This window comes from Roseomonas alba (assembly GCF_019430885.1).
Lineage (GTDB): Bacteria > Pseudomonadota > Alphaproteobacteria > Acetobacterales > Acetobacteraceae > Neoroseomonas > Neoroseomonas alba.
In genome coordinates this window covers 67,794-85,123 of record NZ_JAHYBZ010000011.1, presented here as the reverse complement: position 1 = coordinate 85,123, position 17,330 = coordinate 67,794, and the positions used below count along the sequence as shown (strand labels likewise).

The following is a 17,330-nucleotide window of genomic DNA, read 5'->3' as shown; positions in this document are numbered from 1 at the left end:
CGGAATGGCGGGCGAGGGGCCGTGCGCCGCTCGGGGGCCGTGATAGGTGACGCCCGGATCTGGGAGGATGCGCCGATGCGGGCAATCGAGATCAGGGGCAAGGGTGGCCCCGAGGTGCTGGCGCTGGCCGATCGGCCGGTGCCCGCCTGCGGGCCGGGGGAGGTGCTGGTGCGGGTCGCCGCCGCCGGGGTGAACCGGCCGGATGTGCAGCAGCGCAAGGGGCTGTATCCGCCGCCGCCGGGGGTCACCGACATCCCCGGCCTTGATGTCGCGGGCATCGTCGAGGCGGTGGCACCCGGCGTCGACTGGCCGCGCCCGGGCGATGCGGTCTGCGCCCTGGTCTCGGGCGGCGGCTATGCCGAGTATTGCGTGGTGCCAGCGCCGCAATGCATGCCGCTGCCGCACGGCTTCAGCTTTGCCCAGGCGGCGACGCTGCCGGAAGTCTTCTTCACCGCCTGGAACAACGTCTTCTGGCTGGGCCGCATCGCCGAGGGCGAGACGCTGCTCGTCCAGGGGGGCACCAGCGGCGTCGGCATGGCGGCGATGCAGATGGCCCGGGAACTGCGCGGCGCGACGGTCATCGCCACCAGCAGCTCCGCCGACAAGCGCGCGGTCTGTCTTGAGTACGGCGCGCAGCACGCGGTCGACTACCGCGAGGCCGATTGGCCCGACCAGGTGCGCGCGCTGACCGGCGGACGCGGCGTCGACGTCATCCTGGACGGCCAGGGCGGCGACTACACGCCGATCGAGATGGGGCTGCTCGCAATGGACGGCCGGCTGGTGCTCATCGCGAGCCACCGCGCCCCCACGGCGGAGATCAGCACGCGCGAGGTCTATATACGCCGGCTCACGTTGACGGGCTCCACGCTGCGTGCCCGCCCGCCGGCCTATAAGGGCCGCATCGCGCGGGAGCTGGTGGAGCAGGTCTGGCCGCTGCTGGAGGATGGCCGCATCCGGACCCATATCTGCGGCATCCACCGGCTGGAGGAAGCGGCAGCCGCGCAGGCGGTGCTGGACGCCAACGCGCAGATCGGCAAGCTGGTGCTGACGGTCGCCGACGACGCGATGGCCGTCCCGGAGCCCGCACACTGAACGACCCGCCTGTCCAGTCCGTCCTGCGTGCCCTGTCGATCCTGCGCGAGCTGAACCGGCAGCAGCACACCACGGTGGACCAGCTTCACCGCGTCACGCTGCTGCCCAAGCCGACCATCATGCGCCTGCTCGGCACGCTGATGACCGCGGGGCTGGTGGCCAAGGGGGAGCGCGGCATCGGCTATCGCGTCACCTCGGATGTTCAGGCGCTGAGCTCGGGCTTTCACGGCGGACCGCTGGTGGCACAGGCGGGCCGGCCCTGGGTCGCGGACCTGACGCGCCGGCTGCGCTGGCCGGCGGCCATCGCGGTGCTGGATGGCGCTCGCATCGCCATCAGCGTCAGCACGGCGGCGAGCAGTACCATGTCGCCCTTCCACGCGACGATCGGCGTGCGGCACAGCCTGGTGACGCGTGCGCTCGGCCGCGCCTATCTCGCCTGGTGCCCGGAGGAGGAGTTGCGCATCCTGCTGCGCATGCTTGAAGTCTCGAGCGACCCCGAGGACCGCCCGCCGAACCTCGAACGCGTGGTGCGAATGGTGATCGCCACCACGCGGCGCCAGGGCTATGCGCTGCGCGACCCCAAGGTGGAACCGCGCTCCTCCAACACCGTCGCCGTGCCGATTATGCTGGATGCGGCGGTGGTCGGCACCATCGGCATGAGCTTCTTCCGCTCGGCGGTCTCGCAGCGCGCCTTGCTGGAGGATCTGGTGCCGGCGCTGCGGCAGGCGAGCCTTGAGATCACGACTTCGATGAAGCGGCTTCAAGGCAACACGCCGGAGCCCGCCGGGCCGGTCTGACGCGGCATTCCAGGATGCGGAATGCGGGCAGATCGCCCTTCTGGGTCGCGGCAGGGCGGCACTAACCTTCCGCCAACATCCGAGGAAACGCCATGCAGTCCGACGGGCGGCACGCCACGCCGCGCTATGCTGTGCCGGAGCTGGCCTGCGACGCGCATTGCCACGTCTTCGGCCCGGCCGACCGCTTCCCTTATGCGACGACGCGCACCTATACGCCCGAGGACAAGCCCAAGGAGGTGCTGGCCACGCTGCATCGCCGCCTTGGCCTGGGCCGCGCGGTGATCGTGCAGGCGAGCTGCCACGGCACCGACAACCGCGCCATGGTCGATGCGCTGCGTGCGGATCCTGCGCGCTATCGCGGCGTCGCCATGATCGACGATGCCACGCCCGATGCCGAACTGCAGGAGATGCATGCGGCGGGTGTGCGCGGCATCCGCTTCAACTTCATCAAGGCACTGGGCGGCGGGCCGGACATGGCGCTGGTGCGCCGTGCCGCCGACCGCGTGCGGCCGCTGGGCTGGCACCTGGTGCTGCATCTGCAGGGCGATGGCGTGCGGGAGAAGGAAGAGTTCATCCGCGGCGCCGGCATGCCCGTGGTGATCGACCATATGGGCCGCGTCGATCCCGCGCTCGGCGTCGAAGGGCCCGCCTTCCGGACGCTGCTCGCGCTGATGGAGGACCCGCGGATCTGGGTGAAGCTGAGCGGTGCGGAACGCATGGCGCGCTCCCCCTTCGCCGAAGCTCTGCCTTTCGCGCGCGCGCTGCAGCGCGCCGCCCCCGATCGCGTGCTGTGGGGCACGGATTTTCCGCATCCGAACCTCGCCACGCCGGTGGATGAGATGGAGATGCTGAACCTCATCCCCGACTTCGCGCCGACACCTGCGGACCACCAGCGTCTGCTCGTCGACAATCCCGCCGCGCTCTACGGCTTCTGAGAGGACCACCATGCCCGCGGTCGATTCCCACGCCCATGCCTTCGATCTGACGCGCCAGGGCTGGGGCGGCGATCGCGGCTTCGACATCCAGCCCAATGAGTTGGGCACGGCGCGGCAGTTCCTGCACATGCTGTCCTGCCACGGCTTCACCCATGGCGTGCTGATCAATCCCCTCGGCGGCTACGGCGCGAACAACACCTATATGCTGGAGGCGATCGCCGAGGCGGGCGGCCGGCTCAAGGGCGTGGCACTTCTACCGGACGGCACGCCGGAGGCCGAGATCCGCCGCATGGTCGAAGGCGGCATCGTCGGCATCCGCTTCAACCTCGATTTCCCAACCAGCCCGCCGCTGCAGGGCCCGGCCGGCGAGCGTGCCCTGGCGCGCGCACGCGAGGTCGGCTGGTTCGCGCAGATCCATTACCACCATGGGGAGTCGATCATCGACGCGCTGCCGGTGCTGCGCAGCGCGGGGCTGCCGGTCATCATCGACCATAGTGGCCGGCCAGAGCTCGATGGCGGGCTGGACCAGACGGGGTTCCAGGCGCTGCTGGAACTCGGCCGCAGCAGCGACGCGGTGATCAAACTCTCGGGCGTGTTCCGCTTCAGCCGGACCGGATCGCCCTATGCCGACACCGACCCCTACATCGCCGCGCTGATCGAGGCCTTCGGCATCGACCGCTGCATCTGGGGATCGGACTGGCCCTTCCTGCGTGCGCGGGAGCGTGTCGATTTCGGCCCGCTGCTCGCGGCGCTGCACCGCGTGATCCCGGATGAGGCGGACCGCGAGACGGTGCTGTGGACCAATCCGGCGCGGCTGTTCCGCATGAGCGCGTGACCGGCAAGGCAAGGGAGACGACCATGAGCATGACGCGACGCGGCGCCCTGACGTCCGGCGCAGCCCTGGTCCTGGGTGCGCGCGCCGCCCGGGCCCAGCAGGGCTATCCGGACCGCGCCATCCGCGTGATCGTCCCCTATGCGGCGGGCGGCGCGGACCAGTTCATCCGCCCGCTGCAGAACAGGATCAGCCAGGCGCTGGGCCAGCCGATGGTGATCGATTCCGTCACCGGCGCCGGCGGCGCGGTCGGCGCGACCCGCGTGAAGACTGCGGCGGCGGATGGCTATACGCTGCTTTTCGCCGGCACCGGCGCGCTGACGGCGGTGCCGCGGCTGCAGCACCTGCCGCTGTCGATCGCCGATTTCGCGCCGATCGCGAACCTGATCGCCATCCCTTATGTGCTGGCCGGCCGGCGCGGCGCCCGCTTCACCGATTTCGTCGGCTTCCTGCGGGAGGCCAAGGCGCGGCCCGAGGGCCTCAGCTACGGCACGCCGGGCGTCGGCAGCACGCCGCATCTGGTGATGGAATCGCTCTGCCGGGCGGCCGGGATCACGCTGCTGCACGTGCCCTATTCCGGTGTGTCGACCGCGGTGGTGGCGCTGCTGGCCGGCGATATCGACCTGGTGATGGGCGCACCCAGCGCCATCATGCCGCTGGTCGAACGCGGCGTGATGCCACTGGTGCAGACCGGCGCGCAGCGCAGTGCCGTGCTGCCCGACCTGCTGACGCTGCGCGAATCCGGCCTGGATGTGGAGCTGGTCACCCGCTTCGGCTTCTTCGCGCCGAAAGGAACCGATACGGTGGTGCTGGACCGCTGGGCTGGCCTCATCCTGGAATTCGGGGCCGAGCCCGCCTTCATCGAGGCGATGCACCGCGCCTACAACGATGTGGAGCTGCTCGACCGCGCCCGCTTCCAGGGCTTCCTCGCGGCGGAAGATGCTGCGACGGCGCGGCTGCTCAGCGAACTGAACCTGCGCTGACGCCGCGATGCGCCAGCGCAGGCCCCCTTCAGCCCTTGGGCATCGGGTAGTCGGCGTCGTTCAGCACCCAGCCTGGCTTCATCGAGAAATCCACCCGCGGCGGGCAGAAGATGTCGACCATCTGACCCGCTTCCTCGGCGCGCGACGTGTGCAGCGACGGCGGCGGGATCACAGTGACGGACGGCGCCTTGCAGTATTCGTGCTCGTCCTCCTGCCAATGCGTGCTGTTGGTGGTCCAGGGCCAGCGGATGTGGTGCGTGTAGGCGCCGTTGAGCACCAGCGAGCATTGCTCGAAATCGTCGTGGTGATGCGGCGACAGTTTGGTCAGGTCGCGCGGCCCGGCGGCGGGGTCAAGGTAGTTCACCATGAAGGTGGTGCATCGCCAGATCTTGCCGAAGCGGCCCGGTTCCTTCGGCACGTCCAGCGTATAGCTGCGGATGCGGAAGCCGTCCGGCGGGGTCGGCCAATTCTGCAGCGGCGGGATGCGCGGATCGGGCTCGGTGAAGCCGGCGGCGTTGCTGCACTTGGCCGCGAGATCCTCGGAGCGCGGCGTGAACAGCCGCACGATGCGCCCGGCGGCCGTGACGGTGATGCTGCTGTCGCCCGGCGGGATGAAGGTGACCGAATAGCCGTCGATGGTCTTGGTCTCGCCGCCGGCGGTGACCTCCGCCGCGATGCCGCGGTCGGGCAGCAACAGCACGTATTCGTCGGGCTGGCCGCTGCGCGTGAGCGTGGCGCCAGCCGGCACCTCGGAATAGGCGACGATGAAGTTGCGGCCGCGCGCATACCAGGTCCGGAGGCCATCGGCCTCTTCCTGCGGCGGTGTCTCATAGAATTTCGCGTAGTGCGCCGCTGTGAAGGGGCCGGTCACGGCCGCGGGGGCGGCGGCGGGGGCCAGCGCCGCGCGCGGATCGGACGCATCATAGGCCATGGGACGTCTCCTGAGCGGGTTCTTCCGCTAATTTGTCTCGCAGAACGGAACATTATTCCGTTGACAGATCCCACTCTGTTGTCAGCGCGGCAAGCTGTCAACGCCGTCGCGCGCGACCCCGCCGAGCTGCGCGGAGATGCGCGCCGCCGCCTGTCGCAGATGCCGGATCTGCGGCGCGGAGGGCTCGGCCTCGATGAACTGGATGGAGCCGAGGATGGCGATGGCGCCGACCATGCCGCCGCCGCCCTCGAAGATCGGTGCGGCCAGCGCATTGACCCCGAGCAGGCTCTCGCTCGGCGCCACCGCCCAGCCGCGCTCGAGGATGCGCGCGAGCTCCTCCCGCAGCACGGTGGGGCTGGTGATGGTGTGCGGCGTGCGCATGTCGAGCCGCGAGAGCAGCACGCGCTCGCGCACCGCGGGTTCGGCATGCGCCAGGCCGAGCTTTCCCTGCGCCGTACAGTGCGGCGCCAGGATCGAGCCCGGCTTGACCGCGATTTCGATGGCTTCCCGGCCCGGCAGCGTCGCCAGCACCACGGCGCCGGTGACCTCGACGCGGCTGATCACCACCGATTGGCCCAGCGTGTCGCGCAGCGCGCGCATCTCCTCCCGCGCCAGGGCCGAGAGGTCGAAATTCTCCGCCACCGTCCGGCCCAGTGTCACCAGGCGGCTGCCGACGCGGTACTTCTCCGATTCCGGCGACTGCACGATGTAACCGGTCTCCACCAGCGTGCGCAGGTGGCGGTGCACGCGGCTCTTCGTCGTGCCGAGCGCGCGGGCGAGCGCGGTCACGCCAATGCCGCCCCGCTGCTCCGCCAGGAATTCCAGGATGCGGATGGCCATCGCCACCGCCTGCAGCCCATCGCCCGAGGGTGCGCCACCGATCTGCGACATGGCCTGTGCTCTCCTTGCCGGCGGGGTGCGCTTGACTTCGCGCTGGTCCGGCGGGATGGTCGATTAATAGGTCCGACGTTCCGTCTAACAGAACACACTTGGCTCGGTCAATCTGCCCGGGCCCGATCCGAGGGAACACCCAGTCCATGGTCCCATCACCGGCCGCCGACAGCTTTCGTGCGCGCCTGCAGCGCGGCGACATCCTTGCCGGCACCTTCCTGAAGACGCCGACCCTGCATGGATCGGAGATCCTCGGCAGCCTCGGCTTCGATTTCATGGTGGTGGATGAGGAGCATTCGCCCTTCGACCGCCAATCCACCGACGCCGCGCTGTTCGCCGCCCGCGCCACCGGTGCGGCCGGGCTGGTGCGGGTGCAGAGCCCCGCGCCACATCACCTGCTCTCCGTGCTCGATTGCGGGGCGACGGGCGTGCTGGTGCCGCATGTCGCCTCAGCCGCCCTGGCGCAGCAGGTGGCGGCGGCCTGCCGCTACCGCGGCGGCAAGCGCGGCTATTCCGGATCGGTGCGCGCCGCGGGCTATGGCGGGGGCAAGATGTGGGACTACATCGCCGCCGCCGATGCCGGCGTGACGGTTGTCGCGCAGATCGAAGACCCCGAGGCACTGGACGAGATCGATGCCATCGCCGCGACCGATGGTATCGACGCGCTGTTCATCGGCCGCGGCGACCTGACCGCCGCGATGGGGGCACCCACCAATGACGCGCCGGCGATCCGCGACGCGGTGGACCGTATCGCGGCGGCGGCGACGCGCGCCGGCAAGCCGGTGATGGTCTTCGTCGGCGGCATGAAGGAGGCCGAGTGGCTGCGCGACATCGGCGCCACCGCCTTCGTCTATTCCTCCGACCAGGGCCTGATGAAGCAGGCGGCCACGAAGGCGCTGGCCGATATCCGCAGCCTCGGCGCCGCAAAGCCGGCCTGACCGGCGCGATGCCCCCACGCCAGACAAGGATGAGAAGATGAGCACCACCACCCAGGACATGTCCCGCGAGGCTGAGGTCGCGGAGCTGCTGGTCGGCGCCGTGGACCTGCATTGTCATTCCGGCCCGGCCGCCATGCCGCGCACCCTGGATCATCACGAGGCGCTGCTCGACTGCGCCGAGGCGAAGTTCAGCGCGCTGCTCTACAAAGATCACTTCTACCTCGGCGTCTCCCACGCCGTGATGCTGGAGAAGCTGTTCCCGGAGCTCGGTGTGAAGCTGTTCTCCGGCCTTGCGCTGAACAACGCCTCGGGCGGCATCAACCCGCATGCGGTCGACCATGCTGTAAAGATCGGTGCGAAGATCATCTGGATGCCGACGCTCTCGGCGGCGAACCACATCGAGCAGATCCTCGGCCAGGGCAAGACCTTCCCGAAGACGGCGAAGAAGATGCTCGACGCCATCCCGCTGCGCGCGACCGACGCCAATGGCGCGATCACCGACGACACCAAGCAGGTGCTGGACATTATCGCGGAGGCCGATGTGATCCTGGCCGGTGGCCACCTGGATGCCGCGGAGATGATCAAGGTCTTCGAGGAGGCCGGCAAGCGCGGCGTGAAGCGCATGCTGGTCAACCACCCTACCTACCTGATCGGCTGCACCGATGACGACATCCGTACCCTCGTCTCGCTGGGCGCGCATATCGAGCATTCGATCTGCATGTGGGTGGAAGGCAAGTCGAAGAAGTTCACGCCGGAGGAGCTGGTGCATCTGATCGAGGTCGCCGGCGTGGATCGCACCATTCTCTCCTCGGATCTCGGCCTGCTCGGTTCGCCGCGGCCAGTGGAGGGCTTCCGCCAGGTGGTGAGCTTGCTACTCGACCAGCAAGTCTCGAAGGCGGATATCGGCAAGCTGGTGCGGTCCAACGCGGCGCGGCTGCTGGGGCTGGACGCCGTCGTCTAGAGCGGCGTTCGACCTGCTTGAATCGCGAAGGTCCTTCCCCCACGCGGTGTGGATCTGCTTCAAGCTGCCTGTCGGGAGGGGGCCGACAGGCATGTCGAAGGCATTGTCGGTGGATCTTCGCGAGCGTGTTGTTGCGGCGATCGAGGCTGGATCCTCGTGCCGGGCAGCCGCTTCACGCTTTGGCGTCGGCATCTCCAGCGCGATCCGCTGGGCGTCCTTGAAACGTACAGCGGGCTCGGTGGCGCCGGGGCCCCTTGGCGGCCATCGCCGCTCGGGATGGATCGAGAGCCATGCGCCGCTGATCCTCGGCCCGCTGGAGCTGACGCCGGACATCACGCTGAGCGAGTTGCGCGCGGAACTGGCCGATGCGGGCGTGCCAGTCGGCGTCGGCACCTTGTGGCGGTTCTTCGCGCGGCGGCGGATCACACTGAAAAAAAGTCGGCGCACGCGGCCGAGCAGCAGCGCCCCGGCATCGTGACGCGGCGCTGGGATTGGTTCGAGGGGCAGTTGGAACTCGACCCCGACCGCCTGGTGTTCATCGACGAGACCTGGGCGTCGACGAACATGGCCCGCACCCGTGGACGGTCACCGCGCGGCGGACGGCTGCGTGCCGCCATCCCGCACGGCCACTGGAAGACGACCACCTTCGTCGCCGGCCTGCGCAACAGCGGCATGGTGGCACCCATGGTGCTCGACGGGCCGATCAACGGCATCGCCTTCCAGGCCTATGTCGACCAAGTGCTGGTCCCCAACCTGCGGCCTGGCATCCGCGCGGACCATCGGCGGACTATGGTCCACCATCGGCAACATCATCGACACCTTCAATCCAACCGAATGCGCCAACTACTTCGCCGCCGCCGGCTACCACCCAGCATGATCGGAAGATGCTCTAGGCCCCAGAGAGTTTCCAACCCCGATTCTCTTTGCTACTTCATTCTTCTCTCTCACGACCTGTCTCTCCTGGTCGCCAGACTTTATCGGTGAGCGCGAAGCGCGTGTACCGCCTGCAAAGCGAAGACGGCCTGACCATCCGACACCAAAGTCCCGCGACACAAGAGGGCGTAGCGGTAGCCCGTGAGGCGGCCGGACGCGGCAGCACCGAACGAGATCTGAGCGATGGACTTCGCCGCCGACCATTGTTCCACGGTTGGCCAATCCGCATCCCGGCCGTGCTCGAGGCCCGCACGCGAGAGGCGCTCTCGACTGTGCTGAGAGGCAGTTTCCATCCTCCGACGTGGTGCAGGAGCTCGACCACGGATGCAGGCCGAATGCTCGAACGCCTCCTGGTTCGCGTCCCAGGCCGACGCAAGGCAGCCGCTTGAGGCCGCGAAACGAGAGTGCAATGAGGAGCGGCCGCGTGGGCCGCTGCGGAACCTGACCTCATAGGCGTTCGTCGAGCAGGCTCAACAAGCTCAAGAAGTTGCCTAGACGCCGGACCGGAGTTCGGTTCCGGGCCAGGATGTCGCCGTCCTACATTGCCGGCGGGCCGATTCTACGGGGTCAGGCCAGAGCCTTGGAATCTGGGGCTTGGCCCTTGATCAGTTTCTTCGGCCGCGCCGTCAGTGCCGGTTGCCGGCGTGGTGTCGTCCAGTGCCATCCAGACGCGCCCCGCATTGGCAGCGACCTGTCGTGCCGATGCCACAATCTCTACATCCACGATGCCTTGCCTGGCGGACCAGCGGCAGATGGCCTCCGCGTGCAGGAGAATCGCGGTAAGGGCGTTCGCGACTTCGCCTCTGACGCCGCACGCGGCAGGCGCGCGATCCCGGCCGCCGCATGGACAGCATGCGTCGCGCAGCGCTTCTCCGACATCAGAGGCGCAACGCTCGGCGCTGGGAATATCGGGCGCGGCCCATCGGCTCATGACGATCTCCTCTCCGCTCGTTGAGACGGCGGCAGAATGACCTGCGGCGGGTCTGATCGCCTGTAAGACACTGCAATGCGCCGTGTAGATACGAAAGAAGACATGCGCGCATCTGATGCTTCATGAGCAGACCAGGTGGGCTGCCGGAACATGACGCGAGGCATTGCGATTCCTTTCGGGTCTTTGCGCACCGATCCCCGTGGCCCGTGCCAGCCTTCCTCCGGTCGGGCTGCACCGACGCCACACCCGCCATGCCGATGAGGTGATGCCATGCTCTCCCGCCGTGCCAGCGCTGTCCTCGTTCCCGCCGCACTGCTCGCCCTCGCCGCGCCCGCCGTGGCCCAGGTCCCATCGATCAGGAACATCGTTCTTGTGCACGGTGCCTGGGTCGACGCATCGGGCTGGAAGCCGGTCTATGAGCTTCTGACGCGCCGGGGCTTCCGCGTCACCATGGTGCAGGAGCCGGAGACCGCCTTCGAGGCCGATGTCGCCGCCGCCAGACGCGTGCTCGACATGCAGGACGGCCCGGCGATCCTCGTCGGCCACTCCTATGGTGGGTCGGTCATCACACAGGCCGGGGTGCATCCGAAGGTCGCCGGCCTCGTCTATGTCGCCGCCCATGCGCCGGATGTCGGGGAGGACGAAGGCGCGCTCGGCCGGCGGATGCCGAGCGTGCTCGCCCGCACCGAGGGGGCGGTCAGGATGACCCCCGACGGCTACACCTATCTGGACCCGGAGCTCTTCCCGCGCCTTTTCGCCCCCGACCTGCCCCGCGAGCGGGCAGAGTTCGCGGCGCGCTGCCAGGTTTTCGCGAAGGCCGAAGTGTTCAGCACGCCGCTGACCGCCGCCGCCTGGAAGACGAAGCCGAGCTGGGGAATTGTCGCCGGCAACGACCAGATCATCAATCCAGGCCTCGAACGCTTCTACTACGAACGCGCCCGCGCGCCCTTCATCGTCATCGAGGGCGCCAGCCACTCCGTATACGAATCCCACCCCGTGCAGGTCGCCGCCGTCATCGAGGAAGCCGCGCGGAAGGTGCAGGAGCGGATGCCTTAGGCGGCCGCTCGTCAAGGAGATGCAGCGACCATGACCATTCTCTATGCGACCAAAGTCGCCGCGACAGGCGGCCGCAAGGGCAGGATCCGCAGCGCCGACGGCATCCTCGACCTGACGCTCGCCATCCCGAAGGAACTCGGCGGCATGGGTGGCGCGACCAATCCGGAGCAGCTCTTCGCCGGCGGCTATGCTGCCTGCTTCGAGAATGCGCTGCTGCGCGTGGCGCGCCAGTCCGGCCACCGCTTCGCCGACGGCGATGTCGAGGTCGTCGCCGAGATCGGGCTCAGCCGCAACGAGGCCGATGCCTTCGTGCTGCATGCATCGCTCGCCATCACCGTCGCCGGCGTCGACCAGGCGACGGCCGAGGCGCTGGTGCAGGGTGCCGATGCGATCTGCCCCTACTCCAACGCCATACGCGGCAATGTCGCGGTGGCGAAGACCGTCAACGTGCGGTGACGTCAGCGTGCGGTGACGCCGGCCCTGCATCCCATCCCCGCCATCGAGGCATCCATTGAACTTGGCCTCGGCCCGATGGCATGATCCGGTCCCGAACCGGGATGTCCGATGCGCGGGGATGCCGATGGATGCGCCACCGCCTGCCAGCAGCCGAACGGGTCGCGGCCGCGCCTATGGCGCGCATCTCGCTGCGTGCCTGGACCTGCCGCAGCCACGAAGCCATGTCAGCCGGACGCTTCGCAGGGGGCTGCTCGCCCTGTCCGAGCTGCGGACGGATAGGCCCTCGCGGGAGCTCAGCGCGTCCCTGGGCTATGACGATGCCTATTCGGTCGCAGTCCACCTTCGACCGATGCGGCGCGAGATGTGGCGGAACGGGCGGTTCCTGGCCGACGCGGCGCTCGAGGCCGGCACAGTCTTCATCGTGGACATGAGGCAGGATCCGCGGGTGCTCGTGCGGGATCCCTGGCACAGCATGCATGTCTACCTGCCGATATCGAGTCTGAGCGCCTGCGCTGAGGAGAACGGGATGCCGGCCTTTGCCGGACTTGCCGATCACGGTCCCGCCGGCCTCGACGATCCGGTCATGCGCCAGCTTGCCGACGCGGCTTCGGCGGCCTTCGCCCACCCGCACAGGGCGAGTGGCCTTCTTCTCGATGCGATCCTCGACGCTGTCTGCATCCACATGATCGGCCGGCACGGCGTGGCCAGGCGCGCGATGCAGGGCCGGCCCCATGGCCTGGCGCCCTGGCAGGAGCGCCGTGCCAAGGAGCTGATGGAGGCCAATCTCGACCTGTCCCTGTCGGACCTCGCCAGGGAATGCGGCCTTTCAGTTGCGCATTTCGGCCGGGCCTTCAAACGCTCGACCGGGATGGCGCCGCATCAGTGGCAGCTCAGCCGCCGCATCAGTCGCGCGCAAGCCATGCTCGCGGGTTCGGCGCTCACCATCGCGGAGATCGCGCTCGCCTGCGGTTTTTCGAGCCAGAGCCACTTCGCCACCGCCTTCCGCGAAAGCATCGGCATCGCGCCGGGGCGGTGGCGGCGGTCGACCATGACGGGTCAGCCCGGCCCCGGCTGACCGCGTCCGGAAGCAGCGGCGGACCATCGATCGCGTCATGTTCCGGCAAATCCCGTCAGGTTCCCGGAAGACAGCGCGACGCAGGCAGCCGAGATGCGCCATGGCGACCTGTCCAGAAGCCGGGGCGCGAGGAGACGACGACCGATGATCGGATCCGGATAGACGAAGTCATGCCCGATACGCCAAGCCGGGAAGCGACGGTGCAGAGGCAGGACACCTTCATTTCCTTCGGAAGCTTCCGCCTGGATCGTGCGGGCCGGCTTCTGCTGAAGGATGGCGTGCCCGTGCGTATTGGCTCGCGCGCCCTCGATCTGCTGATCGTTCTGACCGATCGCGCCGGCGAGGTGGTCGGCCGGCACGCCCTGCTGGACCTGGTCTGGCGGGACGTCGTCGTCGACGAGGCGGCGGTGCGCGTCCACATCGCCTCGCTGCGCCGGGCGCTCGGGGATGGGCAGGACGGCGCGCGCTACATCGTCAACGTCGCCGGCCGTGGCTACAGCTTCGTCGCGCCGATCACGCAGGTTGAGCCGGAGGAGTCGCCGGCCGCCGCGCCGGCGGCGCTCCGCGCCACGATACGCCCGCCCGCGCCGCCGCGGCCACTCATCGGCCGCGGCCGGGTCATCGAGAGTCTGAGCGAGTTGCTCCTCGCACGACGCTTCGTCAGCATCATCGGCGCCGGCGGCATCGGCAAGACGAGCGTGGCGACCGCCATCACCGACAGGTTGCGCACGCAATTCGGCGAGGAGAATGTCGTCTTCACCGATCTTGGCGCGATCTCCGAAGCGGCCCTGGTCCCGGGCGCCATCGTCGCCGCCGTCGGCTGCGCGCTGAGCGGCGCCGATCCGGCGACCGGGCTGCTCGACTTCCTCGCCGACAAGCGGATGCTGATCGTCCTCGATAGCTGCGAGCATCTCATCGACGCGGCCTCACGCCTCGCCGCCGACCTGTTCCGGCAGGCGCCAGGCGTCCATCTGCTGGTGACCTCCCGCGAATCACTGCGCGTCGAAGGTGAGACGGTGCATCTGCTGAGCGCCCTCGCCAGCCCGGTGGAAGACGTCCCTAGCGCCGCGGAAGCGCTGGCCACGCCGGCGGTGCAGCTCTTCATGGAACGGGCAGCCTCGGGCGGCTTCCTTGGGGCGCTGACCGACGGCGATGCTCCCATCGTCGCGGAGATCTGCCGCCGCACCGACGGCATCGCGCTGGGGATCGAGCTGGCGGCGAGCCGCGTCGGCACCTATGGCATCCGTGGCGTTGCCGACCTGCTGGCGGGCAGCGCGGAGCTACGGCTGGTCGGCCGGCGCAACGTCGCGCCGCGGCACCGGACACTGCAGGCGATGCTCGACTGGAGCTACAACCTGCTCTCGGAGGAGGAACGGCGCATCCTGGCGCGGCTCTCCGTCTTCATCGGCCTCTTCACCATGGAGGCCGCCTGCGCCGTCGCTGGCGAAGCGGAGCCCGCGACGCCCGGCGTCGCGACGATCGTCGCGAGCCTGGTCGACAAATCCCTGCTCTGGGTCGATGCGGCCGAGGGCCGCGTCTTTTACCGGCTCCTCGACATGACGCGCGTCTATGCGGCGGCCAAGCTGGAGGAGTTCGGCGAGGGGCGGCAGGTTGCGCTGCGCCACGCGCGCCATTTCGCCGAACTGTTCAGGAAACTTGGCCTCGAACATGGCGCCTATGCCGAGATCGGCCGACACGCGCCCCATGTCGGCAATCTGCGCAAGGCCCTGGAATGGAGCTTCGCCGAGCAGGAGCACCGCGCGATCGGCGTCGACCTCGCGGCCGATGCCGCGCCGCTGTTCCTCGGGCTGTGGCTGCTCGGCGAATGCCGGCACTGGTCGCGGCTGGCGCTGGACAGCATTCCGGCGGCCGGCGGCTTCTCCCAGCGCGAGGCACGGCTGCTGGAGGCGCTGGCGGTGTCCTCCATGCACACGCGGGGCAATACGGATGAGGTCAGCCAGGCGATCGAACGCGGGCTGAACCTGGCGGAGGAGGATGGCGCAGGACTGCCGCAGATGCGTCTGCTCGCGGGCCTCAACCTTTTCCTCACGCGGCTCGGCCATTTCGACAGTGCCCTGGCCGCCGCGCGGCGCTGCGCCGCCATCGCGGAGCGCAGCGGCGCGCTCAGCGACCGAATCATCGCCGAATGGCTGCTCGCCGCCGCGCATCACATCGCCGGCAATCAGGCCGAGGCGCTGGAGCATTGTCAACGCGGCTTCACCCTCGAAGCCGGTCTTGGGCGGCTGGAGATCAACCTCTTCGGCTATGACCACCGCCTGCGCGCGTCGATCGGGCTGGCCCGGCTGCTCTGGCTCCGTGGCTCGCCCGAGACGGCCTGCCGTCTGGCCCTGGAGGTGATCGAGGAAGGCGCACGCCTGCCGCCGCCGGGCAACTACAGCATGGCGACCGCCCACGCCATTCCGATCCTGCTGTGGAGCGGCAGGACGGCGGAGGCGGCCGAGCATATCGAGCTGGCCATCGTCCATTCCGAGCGGCATTCCCTTCGGCCCAACGCCGCCTGGAGCCGGGCCCTGAAGGGTGAGTGGCTGCTTCTTGAAGGCAATCCGGTTGCGGCGGCGGACACGCTTCGCGAGGCCATCGCCGCGCTGCGCCGCGAGCAGCAGCACATGGTCCTTCCCGCCGCGTCGAGGGCCATGGCCGAGGCGCTGGCGCGGACCGGCAGGCATGACGAAGCGCGTGCAACGATCGAGGAGGCCCTCTCCTCCGCGCAGGCGCTGGGCCAGCTCTTCTGGCTGCCTGACCTTCTGCGGACCCAGGGCGAGATCATGCTGCGCGGACCGCATCCGGATTCGGCGGCAGCGGAGGCCTTGCTGCGGCGATCCATCGGCCATGCCAGGGATCAGGCGGCTTCGGGGTGGGAGCTGAAGGCGGCACTTCCCCTGGCGCGGCTGCTGCGACGGCAGGGCCGGCAGGTCGAGGCCCACGCGATCCTCGAGGCAATCTGGCAGGGCCTCGCGGAGACATCCGGTTCGGCGGATCTTGTCGAGGCAGCCGAGATCCTCGTGGCCCTGCGATCCTGACGTTCGGCTGTCCGCGGGAGGTCGCGATCCCCGCGTCAGGACGTCGCTGCCTGCACCCATGACCGCGAGCCGGAGAGGCTGCGAAACTCCTGCGCCGCCCAGACCGCCAGCGCCTGTGACCGTCGCGACGAGGATCTCGGTTCGGGTGCCGCTGAAGATCCGGCGGCGGCCGGGCGAAAGACAGTGGCGACGCCGCTCCAGGACGGCAGCGACGCTACCGTACCAACCCGCGCCGACCCCGCGCGGGTTAAGGCGCTGGCACGGGCGTTCCGGTACCAGAAACTGCTGGATGAGGGGCGCTACGCCTCGATCACCGAGATGGCAGCGGCGGAGCGCGTCGAGCGGGGATACCTCGGGACGCTGCTCTAGAGCCCGTCTGAGAAGGGTCTGTAGCGGCGCAGAGGGGCGTGATTCACGCTTGGGATGTGGACCCGAGCGTGTCGAGGCCGGATGGCCGATGTCGAGAGACGGACGAAGCGGTATCCGACGGATCTGACGGACGCCGAATGGGCGGTGATCCAGCCGCTGCTGCCCAAGCCTCCGAAGCACGGGCGCAAGTCCGGCGTGGACATGCGCGAGGTGCTGAACGCGATCCGCTACATGGCGCGCTCTGGCGGTGGGTGGCGGATGTTGCCGATCCATTTCGGGCCGTGGCGGACGATCTATTGGTCGTCTCGCCGCTTCGTCCGGCGCCTTCTGTTCCGCACCGTCCACGACATCGCGCTGATGCTCGACCGCGAGCAAGTTGGGTGTGAGGCCAGCCCCAGCGGCGGCGCGCTGGACAGCCAGACGGTGAAGGCGCCGAGCGCATAGAAGCGCGGCTTTTGTGCAGCGAAGAAAGTCGTCGGCCGCAAGCGGCACGTCGCGGTGGACACTGATGCACGGCTGCTGATGGTCAATCTCACACCCACCGACGTATCGGACAGCGCGGGCGCGCAAACGATCATCGACGCCATCCGCAAGCGCTGGCCGTGGCTCAAGCACCTCTTCGCCGATGGCGCCTGTGACCGGGGCAGGCTCATGGACAAGGCCGCCTTCCGGGACTTCGTCATCGAGATCGTCCGCCGCACCGACAAGGAACCCGGCTTCAAGGTCATCCCGCGCCGCTGGGTGGTGGAGAGAACCTTCGGATGGATGGTCCGCTGGCGTCGTCTCGTCCGCAACTACGAGCGCGACCCCGGCGTCTCCGAGGCCATGATCCACGGCACTCCTCGTCAGACGCATCGCCCATCCATGAGCATTCTCAAGCGGGCTCTAAGCTTGAGGGCAGAATCGCCTACCCTCATGGTTTGGAGACTCTCCTGATCTCTCTCCAGGCTAAATTCGGCGCTAGTTGTGCCTTCCAACCATCAAGGTCCGTCCGCAAACCCAGGCCAAACTTGCGCCTTAGCGCGGTGCACCATGTGAGAGAGAAGAATGGAGCAGCGATAGGGACTGAGAACGCAACTCTCTCTGTGGAATCGCGGCTCAATCGACTG

Annotated in this window: 15 protein-coding genes and 2 pseudogenes; 14 read left to right on the top strand and 3 right to left on the bottom strand. The window is 68.8% G+C overall.

Annotation, left to right across the window (positions count from 1 at the left end; all coding sequences use genetic code 11):
- Window positions 1-75: 75 nt before the first annotated feature.
- From KPL78_RS26115 to KPL78_RS26095, 5 genes are all read left to right on the top strand, one after another.
- Window positions 76-1,092 (top strand): NAD(P)H-quinone oxidoreductase, encoded by a 1,017-nt coding sequence (locus tag KPL78_RS26115; RefSeq protein ID WP_219765961.1) that lies wholly within the window; start codon window positions 76-78, stop codon window positions 1,090-1,092.
- Complete coding sequence (locus KPL78_RS26110) at window positions 1,089-1,889, top strand: IclR family transcriptional regulator domain-containing protein (protein ID WP_369412867.1); 801 nt, start codon at window positions 1,089-1,091, stop codon at window positions 1,887-1,889. The genes KPL78_RS26115 and KPL78_RS26110 overlap by 4 nt, the downstream gene beginning before the upstream one ends.
- Window positions 1,890-1,981: 92 nt before the next feature.
- The gene (locus KPL78_RS26105; RefSeq protein WP_219765957.1) at window positions 1,982-2,824 is read left to right on the top strand and encodes an amidohydrolase family protein; all 843 of its coding nucleotides are present in this window, start codon (window positions 1,982-1,984) and stop codon (window positions 2,822-2,824) included.
- 10 nt (window positions 2,825-2,834) lie between these two features.
- On the top strand, window positions 2,835-3,659 hold the full coding sequence (locus KPL78_RS26100; RefSeq protein ID WP_219765955.1) for an amidohydrolase family protein: 825 nt from the start codon (window positions 2,835-2,837) through the stop codon (window positions 3,657-3,659).
- 23 nt (window positions 3,660-3,682) lie between these two features.
- Window positions 3,683-4,639 (top strand): Bug family tripartite tricarboxylate transporter substrate binding protein, encoded by a 957-nt coding sequence (locus KPL78_RS26095; protein ID WP_219765954.1) that lies wholly within the window; start codon window positions 3,683-3,685, stop codon window positions 4,637-4,639.
- A 28-nt stretch (window positions 4,640-4,667) separates the two neighbouring features.
- Here KPL78_RS26095 and KPL78_RS26090 read toward each other — a convergent pair whose 3' ends face one another.
- Window positions 4,668-5,570 carry a cupin domain-containing protein gene (locus KPL78_RS26090; protein WP_219765952.1) on the bottom strand — a complete coding sequence of 301 codons (903 nt, stop codon included), beginning with the start codon at window positions 5,568-5,570 and terminating at the stop codon, window positions 4,668-4,670.
- An 81-nt stretch (window positions 5,571-5,651) separates the two neighbouring features.
- Complete coding sequence (locus KPL78_RS26085; RefSeq protein WP_219765951.1) at window positions 5,652-6,461, bottom strand: IclR family transcriptional regulator; 810 nt, start codon at window positions 6,459-6,461, stop codon at window positions 5,652-5,654.
- Between the two features lie 146 nt (window positions 6,462-6,607).
- Between KPL78_RS26085 and KPL78_RS26080 the strand changes: the two genes are divergently transcribed.
- The 3 genes and pseudogenes from KPL78_RS26080 (at window position 6,608) to KPL78_RS26070 (ending at window position 9,237) form a co-directional block, all read left to right on the top strand.
- Window positions 6,608-7,399, top strand: coding sequence for an HpcH/HpaI aldolase family protein (locus KPL78_RS26080; protein WP_219765949.1), 792 nt, complete (start codon window positions 6,608-6,610; stop codon window positions 7,397-7,399).
- Between the two features lie 37 nt (window positions 7,400-7,436).
- Window positions 7,437-8,360: a DUF6282 family protein gene (locus tag KPL78_RS26075; protein ID WP_219765948.1), complete on the top strand. Its 924-nt coding sequence runs from the start codon at window positions 7,437-7,439 to the stop codon at window positions 8,358-8,360.
- A 91-nt stretch (window positions 8,361-8,451) separates the two neighbouring features.
- A pseudogene (locus KPL78_RS26070) lies at window positions 8,452-9,237 on the top strand (transposase).
- Between the two features lie 615 nt (window positions 9,238-9,852).
- Here the strand turns inward: KPL78_RS26070 and KPL78_RS26065 are convergent.
- On the bottom strand, window positions 9,853-10,224 hold the full coding sequence (locus tag KPL78_RS26065; RefSeq protein WP_219765947.1) for a hypothetical protein: 372 nt from the start codon (window positions 10,222-10,224) through the stop codon (window positions 9,853-9,855).
- Between the two features lie 270 nt (window positions 10,225-10,494).
- Here KPL78_RS26065 and KPL78_RS26060 point away from each other — a divergent pair, with 270 nt between their 5' ends.
- From KPL78_RS26060 to KPL78_RS26035, 6 genes and pseudogenes are all read left to right on the top strand, one after another.
- Entirely contained in the window at window positions 10,495-11,280 is a 786-nt protein-coding gene (locus KPL78_RS26060) for an alpha/beta hydrolase (protein ID WP_219765945.1), read from the top strand.
- Between the two features lie 30 nt (window positions 11,281-11,310).
- Complete coding sequence (locus KPL78_RS26055; protein WP_219765944.1) at window positions 11,311-11,736, top strand: organic hydroperoxide resistance protein; 426 nt, start codon at window positions 11,311-11,313, stop codon at window positions 11,734-11,736.
- Between the two features lie 124 nt (window positions 11,737-11,860).
- A complete protein-coding gene (locus KPL78_RS26050) occupies window positions 11,861-12,811 on the top strand; it encodes a helix-turn-helix transcriptional regulator (RefSeq protein WP_219765942.1) in 951 nt (316 codons plus the stop codon).
- 170 nt (window positions 12,812-12,981) lie between these two features.
- On the top strand, window positions 12,982-15,852 hold the full coding sequence (locus KPL78_RS26045) for an ATP-binding protein (RefSeq protein ID WP_219765941.1): 2,871 nt from the start codon (window positions 12,982-12,984) through the stop codon (window positions 15,850-15,852).
- Window positions 15,853-16,035: 183 nt separating this feature from the next.
- The gene (locus KPL78_RS26040) at window positions 16,036-16,221 is read left to right on the top strand and encodes a hypothetical protein (RefSeq protein ID WP_255569471.1); all 186 of its coding nucleotides are present in this window, start codon (window positions 16,036-16,038) and stop codon (window positions 16,219-16,221) included.
- A gap of 54 nt (window positions 16,222-16,275) precedes the next feature.
- Window positions 16,276-17,089, top strand: a pseudogene (locus KPL78_RS26035) (IS5 family transposase).
- Window positions 17,090-17,330 lie beyond the last annotated feature (241 nt).